Here is a 21,647-nt window from a genome sequence, read left to right on the forward strand (position 1 = left end):
TAACTTAAACGTGTAAGTAGCTTAAACGGTTAAGTTAAAGGAGATGAACGAATTGCGGAAAAAGCAATGGGGGAAAGCGGTTTTGCTGGCTATCGTTCTGGCGATTGCCGCCGCTTGCGGAAACGCGGGCCATTCGCAGGTCGAGCCGGGAAGCGGAAACGGCAGCGCGAACGCGACCGGCAGTTTAAGCGGAAAAGCAAACGGAAACGCAAACGGAAACGCAAACGGAGACGGAACCGGGAACGGAAAAGGAAACCCGGGCGACAACCCGAACTCGTCGACCGCTTCGCCGAATTCTGTAAGCGCTGACATCGAGCCGGAGGACGGGGCGTCCCTGGTCGTCTGGGAGTCGGACGGCAACGAGCGGAAGTTTCTCGAGGAAATCGGTAGGCAGTACGAGGAACTGTACGGCGTAAAGGTCAAGGTCGAGACGGTGCCGTCCATCGATACGGTCGGCAAGCTGATGACGGACGGCCCGGCGGGGCTTGGGGCCGACGTGTTTTCGGCGCCGCACGATTCCATCGGCAAAGCGGTCAGCGCGGGGCTGATGCTGGCGAACGACCGGACGACCGAGGATTTGGCGAAAAACGCGATTCCGTCGGTTGTAAGCGCTATTACGTACGACGGCGTCACCTACGGCTATCCGATGTCGGCCGACACGTACGCGCTCTATTACAACAAAGCGCTGATGCCGAAAGGGCCGGAAACGTTCGAAGAGCTGCTCGAATTCGGCAAAACGTTCACCGACCCGTCCGCCAAAAAATACGCCCTCGCCTGGGACGTCGCGCAAATTTATCTCGTTCACGCGTTCATCGCCGGATACGGGGGCTACATTTTCGGCCAGGACGGCACCGATCCGGCCGATATCGGCCTGAACAACGAAGGCGCGGTCGAAGGCGCGACATTCGCCCGGACGCTGAAGGCGCTGTTCCCGCTGAACACGGCGGACATCAACAGCAATGTCATCGCGGGCCTGTTCCAGGAAGGCAACGCGGCGGCGATGATCGAGGGCACGTGGCAAATGGCCAATCTCGCGAACGCCGGCGTCGATTTCGGCGTCGTGCCGCTCCCGCTGCTGCCGAACGGCGAACACCCGAAAAGCCTGATCAGCGTGCGCTCGCTGTTCGTCAACTCGTACACCCGCTATCCGAACGCCGCGAAGCTGTTCGCGGAGCTGGCGACGAACAAGGAAAACGCCAAGCTGCGCTACGAGATGACCGCCCAACTGCCGACGCGTCAGGATCTGATGAACGATCCCGTCGTCACGGGGAACCCGGACGTCGCCGCGTTTATGACTCAAATGCAGCATGCCGTGCCGCTCGCCGCCATTCCGGAAACGGCGACCGTATGGGTGCCGTCCTACGCCGCGCTGTCGACGATCTGGAACGACGACAAGACGGATGTCAAGCAAGCTTTGGATCACATGGTGAGCCAAATGAAAACGGCGATGGAAACGAACCCATGAAAAGCAACGTTACGACGATGGCGAACCGGCCTCTTTCCCGTCCCTGGACGGCGGCGGTTCTGTCCGCGGCCTGCGCGGGAGGCGGACAGCTGCTGAACCGCCAGTATGCGAAGGGAGCTCTGTTTTTAAGCGTTTATGCGATCGGGGTCGCGTTCATCCTGCCGCGGCTGTACGAAGCCATTCGCGGCCTGATCACGCTGGGCGACGAGCCGACCCGGATCGTGAACGGCGCGCTCGTCAAAGGCGATCACTCGATATTCATGATGATCGACGGGCTGATCGCGCTATTCGTCGCCGCGGGGCTGGTCTGGCTTCACGTCCTGAACGCGGTCGACGCCTACCGGCAAGCCGCCTGCAAATCCGCGGCTTCCGGGGGCCGCGCCCCGGGCGTCCGGCTCGCGGCGCGGGAGGGGCGAACCGCCCTGCTGCTTTTGCTGCCGGCGTTCGTGCTTGTGCTGTTCGTGTCGGTCATCCCGATGCTGTTCAACATATTGACGGCGTTTACCGACTACTCCTCGCCGAACCACATTCCCGACCGCTCGCTCGTCAACTGGATCGGGTGGGGCACGTTCGTCCGGCTGTTTACGGAGCCGGCGTGGTACTCGACGTTCACGGGCATTCTGCTGTGGAACGTCGTCTGGGCGGCGCTGTCGACGCTGACGGTGTTTTTCGGCGGGCTGCTCGTGGCGCTGATGATCAACCACCCGAAAGTCCGCTTCAAAAAGCTGTGGCGGACGACGTTCATTCTGCCTTGGGCGTTCCCGGCGTTTATCGCGATTCTCGTCTTCCGCCTGCTGTTCAACGGCGCCCTCGGCCCGATCAACGGGCTGCTGGAGCAAATCGGCCTGCCGGCCGTTCCGTGGCTCGCGGACCCGACGATGGCGAAAGTCACGATATTGCTCGTCCATTTCTGGATCTCGATGCCGTTTCTGATGGCGCTGCAGTCGGGCATCCTGACGACGATTCCGAAGGATCTGTACGAGGCGGCGGAGGTCGACGGCGCGGGCGGGCGGGCCAAATTTTCGCGGATTACGATGCCCCACGTCCTGCTCGCCACGTCGCCGATTTTGATCATGCAGTTCGCGTCGAACTTCAACAACTTCAACCTGATTTATATGCTGACCGACGGCGGTCCGGCCAATCCCGCCTATTTTTTCGCCGGGTCGACCGACATCCTGCTGTCCTGGATTTACAAAATGACGCTGGAGCAAAACCAGTTCAACATGGCTTCCGCCGTGTCGATCGTCATGTTCGTGCTGATCGCGTCGATTTCCGTGCTGAATTACAGCCGAACCCAATCGTTTAAGGAAAAGGACTGAGCGATATGGCCGCCATAAAAGGAAGGGTTGCCGTGCTCGGCATTTACGCCGCGCTGATCGGCATTTTGATCGCGACGCTTTACCCGCTCGTCTGGGTCGTCGGCACGTCGCTGAACCCGGGCAACTCGCTGCTCATCAGCAGCATGCTGCCGAAAAACCCGACGCTGGCGCACTTTGCGGCGCTCCTGCGCGAGACCGATTTCCTCCTGTGGTACCGCAATACGCTCGTCATCGCCGTCGCCAACATGCTGCTGTCGACGCTGCTCGTGACGGTGACCGCGTACGCGTTTTCGCGTTTCCGCTTCAAGGGGCGGCAGGCCGGCCTGATCGCGCTGCTCGTGCTGCAAATGTTCCCCGGCTTCCTGTCGATCATGGCCCTTTTCGTGCTGCTGCTGCAGACGGGGCTGCTGAATACGCATCTCGGCCTCATCCTCATTTATGCGGGAGGCTCGGTTTCGTTCGGCGTCTGGGTGATGAAGGGGTACTTCGATTCGATTCCGCGCAGCATCGAGGAGGCGGCGATCATCGACGGAGCCGGCCGAAAGGAGCTGTTCGCGCGGATCATGCTTCCGCTGTCGGTGCCCGCGATCACCTTCGTCATGCTGACTTCGTTCATCGGTCCGGTCATGGACTTCATTTTGCCGCAAATCGTGCTCCGTTCCTCGGAGAAAATGACGCTGGCCCAAGGACTGTACGGCATGGTGTCGGACAAAACGAACTCCAGCTTCAGCCTGTTCGCCGCAGGCTCGGTGCTGGCCGCCCTGCCGATCACGGCGCTCTATATGGCGTTTCAAAAGTATTTGATTCACGGCCTCAGCGCCGGAGCCGACAAAGGATAACGATGAAAAAGATGACGATGAAGGATATCGCCCGGGCGGCCGGCGTCTCCACCGCGACCGTTTCCTACATCATGAACAACGTCGAAACGCAGTCGATCTCCCCGGAAACGCGGGAAAAGGTGATGAAGGCCGCCCAGCAGCTGAACTACATCCGCAACATCAGCGCCCGCTCGCTCAAAAGCGGCAAGTCCGAGCTGATCGGCGTCGTGCTTCCGGATCCGGAAGACGGGCCGGCCTGGCAGAGGTACAAGTACGCGCAGGCGGCGTATCGGCTCGGCCGGCATTTGAACCGGTACGGGTACCAGCCGATCGCCATCCACGTCGATCCTTCGTCGCCGAAGCTGGACGTCATTCTGGAGCGGGAAATGGACGGCGTATTCGTATTCGACGTGTCGGAGCGGGATTTTCTCCGCATTTCCGGCCGGTACGGGATGGGGATTCCGGTCATGGCGGTGGACAGCTGCGTCAAGGAGCCGATCTTTCACAAGCTGCTGCCGGATTTCGCCGGCGCGTTCGCGGCGGCGGAGCGGGCGCTCGGCGCGGCTCCGCAATTTCTGATCACCGACGAATACCGCGATCCGGAGCTGTCCGGACGAATCGAACGGCTGTCGGGGCTGTCCGCCGGCGATATCCACGTTTATCGGGACGAGGAGGCGCTGCGGCGCTTCGTCCGGGAACGGGCCGGGCAGGCGGGAATCGCGGTCAACGAGTTCGTCGGCCTATCCGCGCTGCGGGCCGAACCGGCGCTTCGCTTGGCCGCCGTTTGCACGTGCGGGTGCCCCGAGCTGCTGCCGGAACGGACGCCGAAAATCCGGTTCGACCCGGACGGCTACCGCAAGGCGGCGGAGCTGATCGTCCACTACATTCGCAAGCCGCACGAAGCAAGACCGGAAGAGTTCGTTTTTTTATCCGTTTTGCCTTAGACAGGAAGGAGAGAAAGCCATACATGCAACCGCAATCGCAGGCGAAAAGGCTATCGCAATCGCAAATCCGCACGTTCGCGAATTTTCGCTCGGAATTTCTGGACAACGAACGGGAGCTGTTCGTTTATTTGCCTCCGGGCTACGACGCCCCCGGGAATGAGGGAGAGCGCTATCCGGCGCTGTACATGCACGACGGGCAGCACGCGTTTCGCGCCGACGACCGCGGCGGCTCGTGGGAGGCCCGGGAGACCGCCGACCGGCTGATCGCGGAGGGAAAAATCCGGCCGCTGATCATCGTGGCGGTCGCGAACGTGGCAAGCGCGCGGATCGCCGAATATATGCATCCGGTACCCGGCCTCGGCGAGGTGTACGGGGCGGCGGGGAGAGGGGACTTGTACGAACGGTTTCTGATCGAGGAGGTCAAGCCGTTTATCGACCGGGAGTTTCGCACGCTTCCCGGGCCCGAAGACACGGGCGTTCTCGGATCGTCGGCCGGCGGCCTCGTATCGTACAATCTGGGCTTTCGGCGCCCCGACGTGTTCGGGCTGGTCGGCGCCTTGTGCCCGTTTTTCGTCAAGCCGGACCCGACACAGGAGACAGAGCAGTGGCTGACCCGGATTTACCGGCACAAGCCGCCGATCCGGCTGTGGATCGACGTCGGCGACGCGGAAGGCTTCACCGTGATGGATAAGCATGTCCGCACTGTCGTCAAGGCGATGCTTGACGCCGGGTTTGCGACTGGCCGCGATTTGGCGTACCACTTCGTCCCGGGCTCCGGCCACTCGCAGAAGGATTGGGCCGCCCGGCTGCACGCCCCGCTGCTTTTCCTGTTCGGACGGGTCGGGAACGTCGCCGATTCCTTGCTGCTCGGGCCGGACAAAGTCGGGCTGAACGGGGCGGCCGCCGTTTTTCATCCGATCGATATATACGACACCGGCTTTGTCGCGACCAACCTCGCGGCTTCCTTCCGCGTCGCCGACCCTTCCGTGCTGTCGGTTCTGCAGGACGGAACGGTCGTGCCGCATCGCGAAGGGGCGACCGAAGTCGCGTATACGAACGCGGCGGGCCGGACGTCGGTGCGAGCGGTAACCGTCGTGCGGGAGCTGGCGGAGCGGGTGAAGGTGACGCTGCGCGTCGTCGTGCCGCCGGATACGCCCGACGAGGAGACGATTTACGCGGGCATCGAGCTGCCCCGGATCGGTCCGTATGCGTACGGGGGGACGTATATGCTGCCGCGCGATTTTGCGGTCGAATTTCGCATCTCGCGCGGGATGGGACGCGACGAGGCCGACGAATCCGGCCGGCCCGCCCCGTTCCGCTTGCTTCGAGCGCAGGAAAATCTCGTCGCCGAATACCGGGTCGCGGGCTGGATCGACCGGGTTCGGGTCTAACGAAAGGAGAAAACGCAATGGCGCTGCTTCGGATCGAAAAATTTCGTTCGGAACTGCTGGACAACGAAAGGGACATTTACATTTACCTTCCCCGGGCTATGCAGACGGAAGCGGCCGCGCCTATCCGGCGCTTTACCTGCACGACGGGCAGAACATGTTCCATCCGGCCTACAACGGCCAGTCGTGGAACCTGCACCTGGCGGCCGACCGGCTCATCGCCGAGGGGAAAATCGAAGAGATCGTCATGATCGGCGTCGCCAACATGGAGGGGGAGCGGGCCAACGAGTACACGCACGCGCTCGAAGGCGTCGACTACAAGCGCGACAAGTGGAACATCGAGCCGAAGGGGGAGCTGTACGAGCGGTTTCTGATCGAGGAGCTGAAGCCGTTCGTCGACCGGCTGCTGCGGACGAAGACGGGACCCGAGCACACGGCGCTGCTCGGTTCCTCGCGCGGCGGGCAGGTCACGTACCATATCGGCATGCGCCGGCCCGACGTTTTTGGCCATCTCGGCATTATTTCCCCTTATCTGTATCACGTCGATCCGGCCGACCTGACCGAAACGCGCGTCTACGCCCGGTTCGCGGAAAAGAAGCCGCTCGAGAAAATTTGGATCGACCTCGGCGGCAGGGAAGGCACGCTCATCATGGAAAAGCACGTTCGCGGGCTCGTCCGCGAACTGCTGGACGCCGGATACGAGCCCGATCGCCAGCTGGCGTATTATTTCGATCCGGATGCCGAGCATACGGAACGGGACTGGGAGCGCCGGGCGGAGCTGCCGCTCATCCATTTTTTCGGCCGGCGGGGGGAGCTCGCCCGGCTGACGCTGACGGAAGCGAAGGCGACTGTCATGCACGGGGAGGATGCGGTTTGCCGAATCGTCGCTAGCGCCGAGTACGAGGGCGGATTGAAGCTGACGCCGCTCGGCGGCGCGTTCGCGTCCGCGGGGACGGCGCCGGCGCGGATCGACGGAGAGGGAGTCGTCCGCTCCCCGCGCTGCGAGAACGCGAAGGTGGCATTCCGGTTCGGAGCGAGCTCCGCCGAACTCGACTGGGCGCCGCGGCCGAGAACGGAGTCTCCGATTTCGGGCTAGAATCGAGGGCGCCGCGGCCGCGACCGGGGTCTCCGGTGCCGGGCTAGAATCGCTGGGGCGCCGCGGCCGCGATCGAAAATCATTGGTACCTGGCTAGATCGCTGGAGGCGTTATCGGGCAGCCTTCTGGCCGATAACGGCGTAATGGCGCGAAGGCTCGGAGTACGGATATGCCAAAGCGGCGGTCTAAAATAGGCCGCCGCTTTTTTTGGGGATGAACCGGCGACATTTCCCCGTCCGCTCCGGAAGTTGGCTCGGCCCCTGCGGATCCGGTTGAGTCGTGGTGACTCATCTCAACCCACCGTACGCGAGCAGCCGCGCTCATTTGAGTAAAAATGACCCATCTCGCCGCCGCCGCATGAACGCGAACGATCCAGTTTGAGTCGTGGTGACTCATTTCACCCCTCCGTACGCGAGCAGCCGCACTCATTTGAGTAAAGATGACCCATCTCGCCGCCTCCGCATGAACGCGAACGATCCGGTTGAGTCGTGGTGACTCATTTCACCCCTCCGTACGCGAGCAGCCGCACTCATTTGAGTAAAAATGACCCATCTCGCCCCCTCCGCATGAACGCGAACGATCCGGTTGAGTCGTGGTGACTCATCTTAACCCACCGTACGCGAGCAGCCGCACACATTTGAGTAAAAATGACCCATCTCGCCGCCGCCGCATGAACGCGAACGATCCGGTTGAGTCGTGGCGACTCATTTCACCCCTCCGTAAGCGAACAGCCGCACTCATTTGAGTAAAGTAAGCGTCAAATAGCCCCCACCTAGCGGCGGGAGCTCAGTTCGACTAATCTGTAGTTACTTTTTACTTAATCGGCACTCAGCCGGTAGCTCGTGCGACCATGGCATGAAGGGTTCGAGCGCGTCGGCATCGAGCGGTCCAGAGATCTGCGGCAACTGCTCGAAGAGGTACTTTAAGTAGTTGAACGGGTGCAGACCATTCTCCTTGGCCGATTCGATCACGCTGTAGATTACCGCGCTAGCCTTCGCGCCGCGAGGCGTGTTGGCGAACAGCCAGTTTTTGCGCCCGATCACGAACGGTTTGATCGACCGCTCGCTCCGATTGTTGTCGAGCTCCAGCCGCCCATCTGACAGGAACGCAGTAAGCTTATCCCACTGATTCAAGCTGTAGGCGATCGCTTGACCGGACAGGCTCTTCGGCAAGGTTTTGGACCGTTGCTCCTTCAGCCATCCATGATAGGCGTTAAGCACCGGCAGGCTTTGCTCCTGCCTCTTCGCCTGTCGCTCTTCAGCGGAGACTTCGGCAAGGTCCCGTTCAATTGCATACAGCTGGTTACAGTAAGCCAGGCCCTGTCCCGCAACGGTTCCCAGCTTCCTCATCTCCGGCGGCCCTGCCTTCAGCGCCTCGTCGTACTTGCGCCGGGCATGTGCCCAACAACCGACGAGCTTCACGTCTGCCACCTTGTGGTACCCGGGGTACCCATCCACATGCAAATAGCCTTTGAATCCGGACAGGAAGTTGCGCGGATGTTCGCCGCCCCGCGTCCGTTGGTATTCGTAGAGTATTGCCGGCGGCACATCACGTCCGGTCCGATATAGCCACAGGTAGGACGTCGCTTCCGCGGACTTGCCTTCTTCGCGCAGCACCTGAAGCGTCGTCTCGTCGGCATGCAGCACTTCTTGCCGCAGCAGATACGCCTTCATGGCAGCAAACAGCGGAGACAGCCATTGCTCCGCACCATACATCATCCAGTTCGCCATCGTCTGGCGAGACAACGTATAGCCAAGACGCGCGAACTGCTGCTCTTGCCGGTACAGGGGCAAGCCATCCACATATTTCTGCGTCATGACGTAGGCCATGCTGGACGGCGAAGCCAAGCTTCCGGGATAGACGGGCCTCGGCATGGGCGCCGTGACGATGGGTGTCTGGATCTCATGACGCTCGCAGTGGCGGCAAGCATAGACTTGACGAATATGCCGCATGACCTTGACCTGCGGGGGCACCAGCGCGATCTCGCTGCGCATCTCAGTCGTCATCTCATGCAGCGAGCCGCCGCAGCAAGCACAGGACCGTTCGCCTTCCTCGAGTTTGTACACGACGGTCTCTACCGGCAGGTCGGAGAAGTCGTCTTCACGCTTGCCCGTCTGTTTGCGGCGCTCGTACGTGATCTTCTCTGTAGGTGGCTCTTGTCCGGCTGGTGTGGCCAGCACTTCGGCTTCGTTGAACAGATTCAGCTCCATCTGGTCCGGATTCGTCTTCTCGCTGGAAGTGCCGAAGCGCTTTTGCTGCGCCAGACGGAACTGTTCCTCGTACCACTTGAGCTTGGCCGATAGCTCGATATTTTGTTGTTCCAGCTTCGCATTTTGTTGCCGAAGCTCTTCGATCTGAGGCGATTCCGCTCGATTTTCCATATGGTATACTTCGGCACGGATGGGGGCAACGCCTGCCATAACATATGTCGAATTAAGTAAGGAATAGATTGCTAAATGACCGTAGCGGCGGTCACTTTCGGGTGAGCCTGCCGCTGGCTGAGCGAAAGTCCGTCCAGCAGCCAGCGGAGCTCGCGGGTCGTGACCGTGACCGGATCGCTGTGATCCCTGGGCCACTGGAACGTGCCGCGCTCGAGCCGGCGGTAGAACAGCCAGAAACCGTTGTGCTCCCAATACAAGATCTTTAACTTGTTCCGCTCGCGGTTGCAAAAGACGAACAAGCATGGAGAGAATGGATTCAGTCCGAGCCCCTCTTGGACAAGAGCAGCCAATCCGTCGATGGATTTACGTAAATCCGTGCTGCCACAAGCCAGAAATACCTGACGGCTGGTTAATTCGCTCAGCATATGACCTCCAAAGCCTGCACCACGTCGCGGAGCAAAGCAGGATTGAACCCGGCGTCAACCTCGATGACGGCTGCGCCGATTCGGATGCGAAGGCAAGCCGAAGGTGTGGCTTCCGGCTCGGGAGTAATATGAGCTTTGACGAAGGTGGCTGACTTGACAGCAGCAGGGGATGAACCGCTTAGTCTCTTCATCCATGTATAGAGCCCGCGACGATCCACCTGATTGGCTTTGCACCATCTTGCTGCTTTTTCTCCACTGGAACGGAAAGCGGCAATTCGTTCTTCCCATTTCTTCTGTACGTCTTCTCTGGCCATAAAAAATCCTCCCCCAATTGGACTATGAGGAGGATTATCTCACGGTTATTGCAAGGAACGAAGGTGGGGAGAGTTTGACGCTTACTGAGTAAAGATGACCCATCTCGCCGCCTCCGCATGAACGCGAACGATCCAGTTGAGTCGTGGTGACTCATCTCAACCCTCCGTAAGCGAGCAGCCGCACTCATTTGAGTAAAAATGACCCATCTCGCCCCCTCCGCATGAAACGCGAACGATCCAGTTGAGTCGTGGTGACTCATCTTAACCCACCGTACGCGAGCAGCCGCACACATTTGAGTAAAAATGACCCATCTCGCCGCCGCCGCATGAACGCGAACGATCCGGTTGAGTCGTGGTAACTCATCTGAGCCCTCCGTACGCGAGCAGCCGCACGCATTTGAGTAAAAATGACCCATCTCGCCCCCTCCGCATGAACGCGAACGATCCGGTTGAGTCGCAGCGACTCATTTCCCCCAAACGCATGCCCATCTTTCATTTGCCTTTTCGAACCCCATCCCCCCGACCCGAAATCCGGATACCCGATCTTGAAATTGCGTCCTTTTTTTCCAAAAGCCGAGCACCTAAAATGAAAGCGTAAACAAGTTAGCGCGGGGACGAGGCTGCCGACTCGCCATAACGAAAGATGCGGAGGTGCGGCTTAACGTGAAAACGGGGACGGGAGCGGCAACAGGAAGAACGGCGGGGCCCGGTCCGGCCGCTTTTCGCCGGGAAAGGCGGCTCAAATGGCTGAAAAAGCTGTACGGCCAGCGATACTTGCAGGCCATGGCGCTGCTCGGCGTCGCCTGGATGATCGTGTTCAACTACATTCCGATGTACGGCATCATCATCGCGTTCAAGGAATTCGACATCATTTTTCCGATTTCGCAGGCGCCGTGGGTCGGACTTGACCATTTCAAGGAGTTTTTCGAGGACGACAATCTGGTCAACGTCATTCGCAACACGCTCGGGATCAGCCTGATCAAGCTCGTCATCGGCTTCCCGCTGCCGATTATTTTCGCCCTGCTGCTCAACGAAGTGCGTTCGGTGCTGTTCAAAAAATCCATTCAGACGATCTCCTACCTGCCGCACTTTCTTTCCTGGGTCATTCTGGGCGGCATTCTGGCCACCTGGCTGTCGGACGTAGGCATCGTCAACAAAGTGCTGCTGGCTTTGAACCTGATCGACGAGCCGATTACGTACCTGGCGGAACCGCAATATTTCTGGTCCATCGTCGTCGCCTCGGACATCTGGAAGGAGCTCGGCTGGTCCGCCATCATCTACCTGGCCGCGATCAGCAGCGTATCGCCGGACCTGTACGAGGCGGCTACGATCGACGGGGCGGGACGCTTTCAGAAAATATGGAGCATTACGCTGCCCGCGATCAAGGGCACGATCGCCATTTTGTTCATTCTGGCGGTGAGCGGCCTGCTGAACTCGAATTTCGACCAGATTCTCGTGCTGCGCAATTCGCTCAACGACAGCGCGAGCAGCGTAATCGACATCTACGTGTACCAGACGGGCATCGTGGACGGGCGCTATTCCTATTCGACGGCGGTCGGCCTGCTGAAATCGGTCATCGCGCTCGGGCTCCTGCTCGGAGCGAACTACGTCACGAAAAAGCTCAACAACACTTCCCTGTTTTAACCGAATTTTTTCCCGAAAGGAGGCGAAGCGATGTTTTCCCTGAAGCGCCAAACGCGGGGCGAGGCCGTTTTCGGGCTAGTCAACGGCTTGCTGATGCTCATCATTTGCTTCGTGACGCTGTACCCGATCTGGTACGTGCTGGTGAACGCGTTCAACGACGGCACCGACGCGATGCGGGGAGGCATCTACTGGTGGCCCCGCAAGTTCAGTCTCGACAGCTTCGTCACCGTCTTCCGCAGCGACGGCATTATGACCGCGATGGGCATCACCGTCGCGAAAACGGTCGTCGGCACCGTCGTCCACGTCCTGTTCACGGCGATGGTCGCCTACGCGGTGTCCCGCGGCGAGCTGATCGGCCGCAAGCTGTACATGCTGATCGGCACGATCACGATGTTTTTCGGCGGCGGCCTCATTCCGACTTATCTGCTCATTCGCGATCTCGGGATGCTGGACCAGTTTCTCGTTTATATCATCCCGGCGATGTTCAGCTTTTTCGATTTGATCATCTTCCTCAGCTTTTTCCGGGAAATTCCCGCGGGGCTCGAGGAGGCGGCGAAAATCGACGGCGCGAACGACTTCTCGATTTTTCTGCGCGTCGTCATTCCCGTGTCGATGCCGGTCGTGGCGACGATCGCCCTTTTTCACGGCGTTTACCAGTGGAACGACTATTTTACCGGCATGATTTACATCAACAATACCGACCTGCAGCCGATTCAGACGTACCTGTACCGGGTGGTGGCGCAGTCGAGCTCCAACCAGATGCTCGCCTCGATGCCGAGCGGCGTCACCGTGGGCGTCACGAGCCAGTCGCTCAAGCTGGCCACGATGGTCGTGACGACCGCCCCGATCGTCTTCGTCTACCCGTTCCTGCAAAAATATTTCGTCAAAGGCTTCATGATCGGCTCGATCAAGGGGTAGCATCCGCGCGCGGCTCCGCCAAAACGCAAGCGGCGCCGCTGAGCTGAATTATCCGTCCGCGCCGCGGCGCGAACTGGTAATATAAAAATATCGAAGCAAAGGGGCCATCAAAATGGGTGCAAAACGCAAATGGCTGTCCGCCATTCTCTCGGCGGCGCTTGTCTTCACGCTTGCGGCCTGCTCGGGCGGCAATAACGCCGCAAACGGCGGAGGGGCGGAGGGCTCGGCAAGCGCAAGTCCGGCCGCAAGCCCGCAGCCGTCCTCCGAAGGGCAACAGCCTGCCGAAGGCGAACCCGCCTGGAAGAAAAACACGTCGCCGATCACGTTCGACTGGTACATCAATTTTTCGTGGTTCAGCAAAAAATGGGGCGGCGACGCCACGGCGGAATATATCACGAAAAAAACCGGCGTCAGCCTCAACTTCATCGTCCCGGCCGGCAACGAGAACGAGAAGCTGAACACGATGCTCGCGTCCGGCTCGCTGCCCGATTTCATCACGCTCGACTGGAACAACGAAAACGTCAAGAAGATGATCAACGGCAAGCTGGTGCTCCCGCTGAACGAGCTCGCGGAGCAGTACGACCCGTACTTTTTCAAGGTGACCGACCCGGCAAAGATCGGCTGGTATACGCAGCCCGACGGGAACGTGTACGGGTATCCGAACGCTTCGTCCTCTCCCGCGGACTATGAAAAATACGGGGAAAACTTCACCTCGAACCAGACGTTCGTCGTGCGCAAGGACATGTACGAGGCGCTCGGCAAGCCCGACATGAGCACGCCGGAGGGCTTCCTGAACGCGCTGCAGGCGGCGAAGGAGATGTTCCCGGACGTGGACGGCCAGCCGCTCATTCCGATCGGCCTGCACGAGTTCAACGATACGGGCAACTACTCGCTGGAGGGCTACCTGCAGAACTTCCTGGCCATCCCGCAGCAGAAGGACGGAAAGCTTTACGACCGCAGGCAGGATCCGGAATACCTGAAATGGCTGAAAACGTTCCGCAAGGCGAACGAAATGGGGCTGCTGGCAAAGGACATCTTCATCGACAAGCGCCCGCAAATGGAAGAGAAAATCGCGCAGGGCCGCTACTTCGCGATGCTGTACCAGCGGACCGACTTCGCCACGCAAAACATCGCGCGCTACCAGAACGATCCGAATTCGGCGTACATCGCGATCGACGGGCCGGCGAACGCCGCGAAGGATTTGCCGACCTTGTCCGGTCCCGGCATTTCCGGCTGGACGGTGACGCTGATTTCGAAGGACGTCAAGGACAAGGAGCGGGCTATCGCCTTCCTAAGTTATCTGATCAGCGAGGAAGGCAACAAGGACTTGTACCTGGGCGAAAAAGGCGTCACGTACGATACGATCGACGGCAAAGACCAGTTCAAGCCCGAGGCGCTCGAGCTGATGAATACGGACCGGGCGGCGTTCGACCAGCAGTACGGAGCTTCCTACACGTACTGGATGCTCATGGACACGAACATGAACCTGCAATGGGCTCCGCCCAGCGTCGATCCCGGCAAGCAGATGGAGGACTGGACGAAAGGCAAGGCGATCAGCATGTCCGAATTCGACAACCTCGACCCGCCGCCGACGTCCAAAGAAGGCGTATCCAACAGCAAAAACGGCCGCCTCTGGGGAAAAACGCTGCCGAAGCTGCTGCTCGCCGAAACGGACGAACAATTCGACAGCATCTTCAACGAGTACTTGCAGGACCGGGAAGACCAGGAGGCCATCGAAGCCTACCGGCAAAAAGCGTACGAGGAAAACCTCAAGAAGCTGGAAGAGATCAACGGCTGACGGAGGGCGGCGGCTGCCGGGCGAAGGTCCGGCAAAGCCCCCGGCCCCCGGCCGAATCTTTCGGCCGATCCGAATTCGCGAGCCTGGCCTCCGCCGCATCCGGCGGGAGGCCGGGCTTCATCCGTGAACAGCGGGAAGGGATGACGACGTGGCCAAATCGCAAAGAAAACGAAGCTCGGCGATCCGATCCTTCACGGGCAGCTTGCCTCTTCAGGTCAAGCTGATTTTGTCGTTCGTGCTGATCATTTTCATTCCGATTTTGATCTACTCGTGGTTCTTGTTCCGCGGCGTTTCCGACAATGCGATCCGGGATCTCGTCAAAAAAACCGAAAACATTCTCGATATCGAAAAAATCAACATTCAAAACAACGTCGAATTGATGGAATGGACCGGCCAGCTTGCCCTTTCGAACCAGGATATGAAGGATTACCTGCAAATCCGGGAGGAGACGGACATCGCCTGGCTGCTCGATTTCAAAACGAAAACGTTCGCCGGCTACCAGCATTTTCTGTTCAACAATCCGCGGATCGCGAGCATCCGCCTGTTTACCGACAACCCGCACGTCAGCGAGTTTTGGCCGGTCGTGCTGAAGGAATCGCGCATTCGCGACCGCAGCTGGTACGGCACGGTTTTGCGGCAAAGGGGAATCGTTTGGTGGGAAATCCAGCGCGGCGGGGAAATTTTGTCCACCGCGGCGCCGGACGCGTCCGCGGCGACGCCGTACGTGTCGCTGCTCCGGGAGTTTATGTACCCCGACGACTCGACCCATAACGGCATTTTGGAAGTCAGCATGGAGGTCCGGCATTTTTTTACGAAAACGTTCAGCAGCGTTCAGGAGCCGGGTTCGCAGCTGCTGGTCGTCGCGCGCGGCGGCGAGGTGTATACCGACGAAAAGGCGGCGGTGTTCCGGAACGCGCCGGCCCGCGAGCTCGTCAAGCGGCTTGCGCTGACCGACGGGGAAGGCAACGCCAGCGAAACGTTCGATTACGAGGGGCATCCCTACCTGGCGGTTCATTCCTACATTCCCCGGCTGGACGTTCATCTCGTCAACGTCGTCACCCTGGCCGACACCCTGGCGGACATCCGGCAGACGCGCAGCAACATGACGGTCATCATTCTCGTGCTCGTCGGCGTGCTGTGCATCGTTTCCTATTTTATGCATTCGCTCATTCTCAAGCGTCTCCGCGTGCTCCGGGACTCGATGAAAAAAGTGCGCGGCGGCAATTTCAGCCCGGACGTGCCGGTGTACGGAACCGACGAGGTGGGAGAGCTCGGGCATCACTACCGCCAAATGCTCAAAAAAATCAACGAGCTGATCGCGGAGCAGGTTAACCGCCAGGCGGCGACCAAGGAAGCGGAGCTGCGTTCGCTCAAAAACCAGATCGATTCCCACTTTTTGTACAACACGCTGGAAAATTTGAAAATGCTGGCGGAGGTCGAAGGGCAGTACACGATTTCCGATGCGCTCACCTCGCTTGGGGGGATGATGCGCTACAGCCTGCAGTGGACGCGCGACCGCGTTCGCTTGCGGGACGAAATCCAGCACATTCAGCATTACATGGCGATTATGAACGTCCGCTACGACGGGAAGCTCGAGCTTCGCCTCGACGTCCCGCCGGAGCTTAACGATCAGGAGGTGCTCAAAATGTCGCTGCAGCCGATCGTCGAAAATGCCGTCAAGCACGGAATGAGCCAGGGGGGCCTGCAGGGGAAGAAGCTGTCGGTATCGCTTTCCGCCGCCGTCCGGGAAGGCGAATGCGTCGTCGAAATCGCGGACAACGGCTGCGGCATCCCGGAGGACCGGCTTCGCAGGCTGAACAGCATGCTGCGCATGGAGGAGTCTGACTACCGGGAGCTGCGCGGCCGGCTGGAGCGGGAAGGCCGGGACGGCGGCGGCATCGGCCTGCGCAACGTCGATCATCGGCTCGTCATGAGCTACGGCATCGAGTACGGCATCCGCATCGAGAGCGTCGAGGGCAGCTTTACCCGCGTCGTCATGACGCTGCCGCATTTCATGGTGTCGGGAGGCGAGGGAAGATGAAACGGAAATTGCTCATCGCCGACGACGAGCGCAACATTCGGGTCGGCCTTCGGGCGATGATCGAGCGGAAGTTCCCCGGCCGCTACGAGTTCGCGTTCGCGGAAAACGGAGACGAGGCGCTGGCGCAGCTGTCGGGGGACCGGTTCGAGCTGCTGCTGACCGATATCCGGATGCCCGTCATGGACGGGATCGTGCTGCTGGAGCAGATGCAGGCGATGGAGGCAAAGCCCGAGGTCGTCATCCTGAGCGGGTACGACGACTTTCCGTACGCGAAGGCGGCGATCCGCTACCAGGCGAAGGAGTATTTGCTGAAGCCGATCGTGCGCGAGGAGCTGTTCGCGGTCCTGGAACGGCTGGAGGACGAGCTGCGGCGCAAGGGAGAGAAGCGCGCGGACGACACGCTGCGGCGGACGAGGGAGGTTTCGGATCAGCTCGCCTACGTCCTGCTGCAGGAAAGCGCGGACGAGCGGGAAATCCGGGAGCGGCTGACGCGGGCGGGCCTCGGCTGGCTGGACGGGGAATACGCGATCGCGCTGGTCAAGGCGGCGGGCGGCGAGACCGACCGGCAGGCGATGCTCGAAGGGCTGGACCGGCTGCTGGAAGGGGAAGCGGAATGGGGGCGCTGCCAGGACCGGGAAGGGCTGACGGCGGTCGTCGCCAGGGATTCGGCCATTCTGGCGAAGCTGCCGGAAGCGCTGGCCGCGTTTTCGCCGAATCGTCCCCGGGTCGGGCTGAGCTCGCGGGTTTCGGGGATGGGCCGGCTCCGGCTGGCCTACAGCCAAGCGCGCCAGGCGCTCAAATATTACGTGCTTCACGCCGAAGGCGGAGTCGTCGCCTACGATCGCGTCCGCGCGCTCGCTTCGGGCTGCCCCGTGCCGGAGGACGCCATCCGGAAAATATCCAATTTGATGGGGACCGGCCGGCTTCCGGAAATGAAGCGGCTGCTGCAGCAGGCGCTCGATATCCGGGCGATCTCCCGCTGCGAAATCGGGCTTCTGGAGACGATCGGGCGAAAGCTGAACGAAGAGGTGTTCGACCGGGTCTACCGCAGCTACGGCGAGGAATCGATCGAAATTTTGAAGCTGTACAAAAACGCGGGGCATTTCGATCATTTCGACTCTTTTCACGATTATTACCGGCACGTCGAGCAGCTGACGGAGCGGCTCGACGAATACGTCAGCCGCGTCCGGGCCGCGCACGCCGAGCGCAAGGATATGCAGAAGGCGGTCGAGTACATCCACGAGCATTACCGGCAGGACGTGAACATGGCCGTCGTGTCCAACTATGTCTCGCTGAATTACACCTATTTCAGCCAGGCGTTCAAGGAGCATACCGGCGAAAGCTTCTCCTCCTATTTGCGCAAGGTCAGGCTGGCCAAGGCGAAGGAGCTGCTGGAGGGGACGGATCTCAAAGTATACGAAATCAGCTCGCAGGCGGGGTTCGAGAGCGTCAAGCATTTTACCCGGCTGTTCAAGGAAGCGGAGGGCGTGTCGCCGCTCGAATACCGGAGCGCCCGGCGGGTCCGGGAGCCGAAGTAAGCGGAGCCCGGAAGCGAAGCGTAGACCGGCAGCGAAACGTAGACCGGCAGCGAAGCGGAGCCCGGCGCGGAAGCCGGATCGGGCCGGAGCGGGGGAAGTTTCAAGGAGGGAGCGAGGTTGACGGATATGAACCGTTCGGAAGTGGAAGGCTGGGTACGGGCCGAAGGCACGAGGCTCGTCAACGGCCGCGGGGACAATTTGCTGCTGCGGGGAGTAGGGCTGGGCAGCTGGCTGCTTCCCGAGGGCTATATGTGGAAGCTGCCGGAAGCGGGCGACCGGCCGCGGCGGATCGAGCGACTGGTCGAGGACCTGATCGGCGCGGACGCGGCGGCGGCGTTCTGGACGTCATACCGGGAGCGGTACGTCGCCGAAGCCGATATCAGGCGGATCGCGGAGGAAGGCTTCAATTCGGTGCGGGTGCCGTTCAATGCGCGAATGCTGCTGGAAGGGGAGACGAACGCGCGGGGCTACAACGAAACGGCGCTCGGCTGGCTGGACCGGGTCGTCGAATGGTGCCGGAGATGGAAGCTGTACGTCATTCTCGACATGCACGGCGCGCCGGGCGGGCAGACGGGGGCGAACATCGACGACTCCGAGCGCGACGTGCCGGAGCTGTTCGTCCGGGAGGAAAACCGCCGGGCGGCCGTCGACATGTGGCGGATGCTCGCGGAGCGCTACCGGGACGAATGGATCGTGGCGGGCTACGATTTGCTGAACGAGCCCCTGCCCGATTATCACGGAGCGTACAACGATCAGGTCGAGCCGCTGTACCGGGACATGATCCGGGCGATCCGCGAGGTGGACGACCGGCATCTCGTCATTTTAGAGGGCGTGCATTGGGCCACGGATTTTTCCGTGTTTACGGAGCCGCTGGACGGCAATGTTCTGTACCAGTTTCATAAATATTGGAACAATCCGGATACGGAAAGCATTCGGCGCTACCTGGATTTCAGGGACCGATGGAACGTTCCCGTCTTTATGGGGGAGGGCGGGGAGAACGATCTCGACTGGTACGCCGGCGCCTTCCGGCTGTTCGAGGATCACGGCATCGGCTGGAATTTCTGGACGTGGAAGAAGATGGATACGACGAATTCTCCGTGCTCGATCCGCCGGCCGGACGGCTGGGAGGAGCTGGCCGCGTTCCTGGAAGGCGGAAAGCGCCCGGACCGCGAGCGCGCGCTTCGGATTTTCGGGCAGTATTTGGAGCATCTGCCGCTCGAAGTCTGCGACTACCGGCCCGAAGTGATCCGGGCCTTGTTCCGCCGGCTGCCGGTCCGCATTCCCGCCGTTCATTACGGCTATGGCGTGGACGGTTTCGGCGTCGCGAAGAAATGCGGCTGGACGACCGGGTACCGCGGCGGCGACGGCGTCGAAATTCGCCATGCGGACGACGGAAGGCCGCAGCGCCCGCCTGCGGAAGCGGGCTGGCACCGCTGGAACCCGGACGACAAGCTGTGCGTGCAGCTTGCCCCCGGCGACCGGCTGGCTTACGATTTCACGGCGGCCGCGGGGGAAGCCGGGCGATATCGGCTCCGGCTGCGGATGAGCGCTCCCGAAGGGGCGGCTTCGGTCGAAGCGACGCTGGACGGGGAGCGGATCGGGGAGGCGCGCGCGGCGCGTGCCGATTGGGAGACGGTCGGGCTCGGCGGCGAGCTTCCGCCTCTGGCGGGCGGCGCGCACCGGATCGCGCTGACGGCGCGAGAGGCTCCGGTCCGTCTCGAGGCGCTGCTCTTTCACCCGGCGGTGGAGGATGCCGGGGACGCGCCTTGACGCTCTCTTGCGGGCAAAGCTATAATTACTTCAATCGAAAACATGTATCCCGCGAATCGTCGAATCGCCCGAATCACCGGGGCTTGGCTTTCCGAGCGAAGCGTTCCGGTCGGGCGATTTAGATTTGCCTTCAGGAGGCCCGGTTAACCCAGTGGACAAAAAAGCGCACGAACTGATCGTCGTCATCGACTTCGGCGGTCAATACAACCAGCTTATCGCCCGCCGTATCCGCGATCTCGGCGTTTACAGCGAATTGCTTCCTTACAACACTCCCGCAGCGAAAATCCGCGAGCTGAATCCGAAGGGCATCGTCTTCTCCGGCGGACCGGCAAGCGTTTATGCCGAAGGAGCGCCGACGGTCGACCCCGGCGTCTACGACCTCGGCGTGCCGATTCTCGGCATCTGCTACGGCATGCAGCTCATTACGCACCAGCAGGGCGGCAAGGTCGAACCGGCGAGCAAGCGCGAATACGGCAAATCGGACGTCGATTTCCAGACGGATTGCGAGCTCATTTACGACCTGGACAGCCGCCAGACCGTCTGGATGAGCCACGGCGACCACGTGACCGAGCTGCCGCAAGGCTTCACCGTCGACGCGAGCACGCCGCACGCGCCGGTCGCGGCCATGAGCGACCGCGCTCGCGGACTCTATGCGGTGCAATTCCATCCCGAAGTTCGTCATTCGGTCAAAGGGAACGAGATGATTCGCAACTTCCTGTACCGGGTTTGCAAATGCAAAGGCGACTGGAGCATGGAATCGTTCATCGAGGACATGATCAAGGACATCCGCCAAGAGGTCGGCGATCAGAAGGTGCTGTGCGCGCTGTCCGGCGGCGTCGATTCTTCCGTCGTGGCCGCGCTCATTCACCGGGCGATCGGCGATCAGCTCACGTGCATGTTCATCGACCACGGCCTGCTGCGCAAGGGCGAGGCGGAGAGCGTCATGGACACGTTCGTCGGCAAGTTCGACATGAACGTCGTCAAGATCGACGCGAGCGAGCGCTTCCTCGGCAAGCTGCGCGGCGTGGACGATCCGGAGCAAAAACGGAAAATCATCGGCAACGAGTTTATCCGCGTGTTCGAAGAGGAATCCGCGAAGTTCGACGACTTCGCTTTTCTGGCGCAGGGCACGCTGTACACCGACATCGTCGAGAGCGGCACCGCGACGGCGCAAACGATCAAGTCGCACCACAACGTCGGCGGTTTGCCGGAAGACATGAAGTTCCAGCTGGTCGAGCCGCTCAAGGCGCTGTTCAAGGACGAAGTGCGCAAGGTCGGCGAAGAGCTCGGCTTGCCGGACGCCATCGTTTGGCGCCAGCCGTTCCCGGGACCGGGGCTGGCCATCCGCGTGCTCGGCGAAGTCACCGAGGACAAGCTGGAGATCGTGCGCGAGTCCGACGCGATTTTGCGCGACGAAATCGCCAAAGCGGGCCTCGACCGGGAAATTTGGCAGTACTTTACGGCGCTGCCGAACATGAAGAGCGTCGGCGTCATGGGCGACGGCCGGACGTATTCGTACACGGTCGGCATCCGCGCCGTCACGTCGATCGACGGCATGACGGCAGACTGGGCGCGCATCCCATGGGACGTGCTGGAGAAAATTTCGGTGCGCATCGTCAACGAAGTGCAAAACGTGAACCGGATCGTCTACGACATCACCTCGAAGCCGCCGGCCACGATCGAGTGGGAATAGGCTGCATGCGATAACGGTCAAATCGGAGAGTGCGAGACTCCGATTTGACCGTTTTTCATATCGGAAAGTGTAAGTTCTTCACCTTACGAAAGAGT

Annotated in this window: 16 protein-coding genes; 13 read left to right on the forward strand and 3 right to left on the reverse strand. The window is 60.8% G+C overall.

All coding sequences use genetic code 11. The annotated features are described in order from the left end of the window. Positions 1-52: 52 nt before the first annotated feature. Genes JW799_RS12680 through JW799_RS12705 form a run of 6 tightly spaced genes read left to right on the forward strand, consistent with a single transcriptional unit; the run spans position 53 to position 7,030 of the window. Complete coding sequence (locus JW799_RS12680) at positions 53-1,465, forward strand: sugar ABC transporter substrate-binding protein (RefSeq protein WP_205430085.1); 1,413 nt, start codon at positions 53-55, stop codon at positions 1,463-1,465. Then, entirely contained in the window at positions 1,462-2,784 is a 1,323-nt protein-coding gene (locus tag JW799_RS12685; protein ID WP_240353255.1) for a carbohydrate ABC transporter permease, read from the forward strand. The genes JW799_RS12680 and JW799_RS12685 overlap by 4 nt, the downstream gene beginning before the upstream one ends. Before the next feature lie 5 nt (positions 2,785-2,789). Further along, a complete protein-coding gene (locus JW799_RS12690) occupies positions 2,790-3,623 on the forward strand; it encodes a sugar ABC transporter permease (RefSeq protein ID WP_080832886.1) in 834 nt (277 codons plus the stop codon). Positions 3,624-3,625: 2 nt separating this feature from the next. Next, positions 3,626-4,546 (forward strand): LacI family DNA-binding transcriptional regulator, encoded by a 921-nt coding sequence (locus JW799_RS12695; RefSeq protein ID WP_205430087.1) that lies wholly within the window; start codon positions 3,626-3,628, stop codon positions 4,544-4,546. A gap of 23 nt (positions 4,547-4,569) precedes the next feature. Then, the gene (locus tag JW799_RS12700; RefSeq protein WP_205430090.1) at positions 4,570-5,937 is read left to right on the forward strand and encodes an alpha/beta hydrolase-fold protein; all 1,368 of its coding nucleotides are present in this window, start codon (positions 4,570-4,572) and stop codon (positions 5,935-5,937) included. Positions 5,938-5,977: 40 nt separating this feature from the next. Beyond that, positions 5,978-7,030 (forward strand): alpha/beta hydrolase, encoded by a 1,053-nt coding sequence (locus JW799_RS12705; protein WP_338026355.1) that lies wholly within the window; start codon positions 5,978-5,980, stop codon positions 7,028-7,030. An 806-nt stretch (positions 7,031-7,836) separates the two neighbouring features. Here JW799_RS12705 and tnpC read toward each other — a convergent pair. From tnpC to tnpA, 3 genes are all read right to left on the reverse strand, one after another. After that, the gene (gene tnpC / locus JW799_RS12710) at positions 7,837-9,411 is read right to left on the reverse strand and encodes an IS66 family transposase (RefSeq protein ID WP_420830620.1); all 1,575 of its coding nucleotides are present in this window, start codon (positions 9,409-9,411) and stop codon (positions 7,837-7,839) included. A gap of 71 nt (positions 9,412-9,482) precedes the next feature. After that, the gene (tnpB, locus tag JW799_RS12715) at positions 9,483-9,836 is read right to left on the reverse strand and encodes an IS66 family insertion sequence element accessory protein TnpB (protein WP_028598474.1); all 354 of its coding nucleotides are present in this window, start codon (positions 9,834-9,836) and stop codon (positions 9,483-9,485) included. After that, on the reverse strand, positions 9,830-10,150 hold the full coding sequence (gene tnpA, locus JW799_RS12720; protein WP_080836822.1) for an IS66 family insertion sequence element accessory protein TnpA: 321 nt from the start codon (positions 10,148-10,150) through the stop codon (positions 9,830-9,832). Before tnpA ends, tnpB begins: the two co-directional genes overlap by 7 nt. A 663-nt stretch (positions 10,151-10,813) precedes the next feature. On the opposite strand from tnpA, the gene JW799_RS12725 reads away from it, so the two are divergent. From JW799_RS12725 to guaA, 7 genes are all read left to right on the forward strand, one after another. Further along, on the forward strand, positions 10,814-11,794 hold the full coding sequence (locus JW799_RS12725; RefSeq protein ID WP_205430092.1) for an ABC transporter permease subunit: 981 nt from the start codon (positions 10,814-10,816) through the stop codon (positions 11,792-11,794). A gap of 30 nt (positions 11,795-11,824) precedes the next feature. Next, on the forward strand, positions 11,825-12,712 hold the full coding sequence (locus JW799_RS12730) for a carbohydrate ABC transporter permease (protein WP_080832880.1): 888 nt from the start codon (positions 11,825-11,827) through the stop codon (positions 12,710-12,712). A 112-nt stretch (positions 12,713-12,824) separates the two neighbouring features. Then, positions 12,825-14,510 carry a type 2 periplasmic-binding domain-containing protein gene (locus JW799_RS12735; RefSeq protein WP_205430094.1) on the forward strand — a complete coding sequence of 562 codons (1,686 nt, stop codon included), beginning with the start codon at positions 12,825-12,827 and terminating at the stop codon, positions 14,508-14,510. A gap of 148 nt (positions 14,511-14,658) precedes the next feature. Further along, positions 14,659-16,551, forward strand: coding sequence for a histidine kinase (locus tag JW799_RS12740; RefSeq protein ID WP_205430096.1), 1,893 nt, complete (start codon positions 14,659-14,661; stop codon positions 16,549-16,551). Then, positions 16,548-18,089, forward strand: coding sequence for a response regulator (locus tag JW799_RS12745; RefSeq protein WP_205430099.1), 1,542 nt, complete (start codon positions 16,548-16,550; stop codon positions 18,087-18,089). The genes JW799_RS12740 and JW799_RS12745 overlap by 4 nt, the downstream gene beginning before the upstream one ends. A 126-nt stretch (positions 18,090-18,215) precedes the next feature. Continuing rightward, a complete protein-coding gene (locus JW799_RS12750) occupies positions 18,216-19,859 on the forward strand; it encodes a cellulase family glycosylhydrolase (RefSeq protein WP_205432954.1) in 1,644 nt (547 codons plus the stop codon). Positions 19,860-20,010: 151 nt separating this feature from the next. Continuing rightward, a complete protein-coding gene (gene guaA, locus JW799_RS12755) occupies positions 20,011-21,552 on the forward strand; it encodes a glutamine-hydrolyzing GMP synthase (RefSeq protein WP_205430100.1) in 1,542 nt (513 codons plus the stop codon). Positions 21,553-21,647 lie beyond the last annotated feature (95 nt).

It is taken from the genome of Cohnella algarum, assembly GCF_016937515.1.
GTDB lineage: Bacteria > Bacillota > Bacilli > Paenibacillales > Paenibacillaceae > Cohnella > Cohnella algarum.

Bases quoted from the DNA above. Each gene is read 5' to 3' on its own strand.
- JW799_RS12730 (WP_080832880.1), top strand. From the start codon at position 11,825: ATGTTTTCCCTGAAGCGCCAAACGCGGGGCGAGGCCGTTTTCGGGCTA.
- JW799_RS12735 (WP_205430094.1), top strand. From the start codon at position 12,825: ATGGGTGCAAAACGCAAATGGCTGTCCGCCATTCTCTCGGCGGCGCTT.
- JW799_RS12750 (WP_205432954.1), top strand. From the start codon at position 18,216: ATGAACCGTTCGGAAGTGGAAGGCTGGGTACGGGCCGAAGGCACGAGG.
- JW799_RS12685 (WP_240353255.1), top strand. From the start codon at position 1,462: ATGAAAAGCAACGTTACGACGATGGCGAACCGGCCTCTTTCCCGTCCC.
- JW799_RS12690 (WP_080832886.1), top strand. From the start codon at position 2,790: ATGGCCGCCATAAAAGGAAGGGTTGCCGTGCTCGGCATTTACGCCGCG.
- tnpC (WP_420830620.1), bottom strand. From the start codon at position 9,411: ATGGAAAATCGAGCGGAATCGCCTCAGATCGAAGAGCTTCGGCAACAA.
- JW799_RS12700 (WP_205430090.1), top strand. From the start codon at position 4,570: ATGCAACCGCAATCGCAGGCGAAAAGGCTATCGCAATCGCAAATCCGC.
- tnpB (WP_028598474.1), bottom strand. From the start codon at position 9,836: ATGCTGAGCGAATTAACCAGCCGTCAGGTATTTCTGGCTTGTGGCAGC.
- JW799_RS12695 (WP_205430087.1), top strand. From the start codon at position 3,626: ATGAAAAAGATGACGATGAAGGATATCGCCCGGGCGGCCGGCGTCTCC.
- tnpA (WP_080836822.1), bottom strand. From the start codon at position 10,150: ATGGCCAGAGAAGACGTACAGAAGAAATGGGAAGAACGAATTGCCGCT.
- JW799_RS12745 (WP_205430099.1), top strand. From the start codon at position 16,548: ATGAAACGGAAATTGCTCATCGCCGACGACGAGCGCAACATTCGGGTC.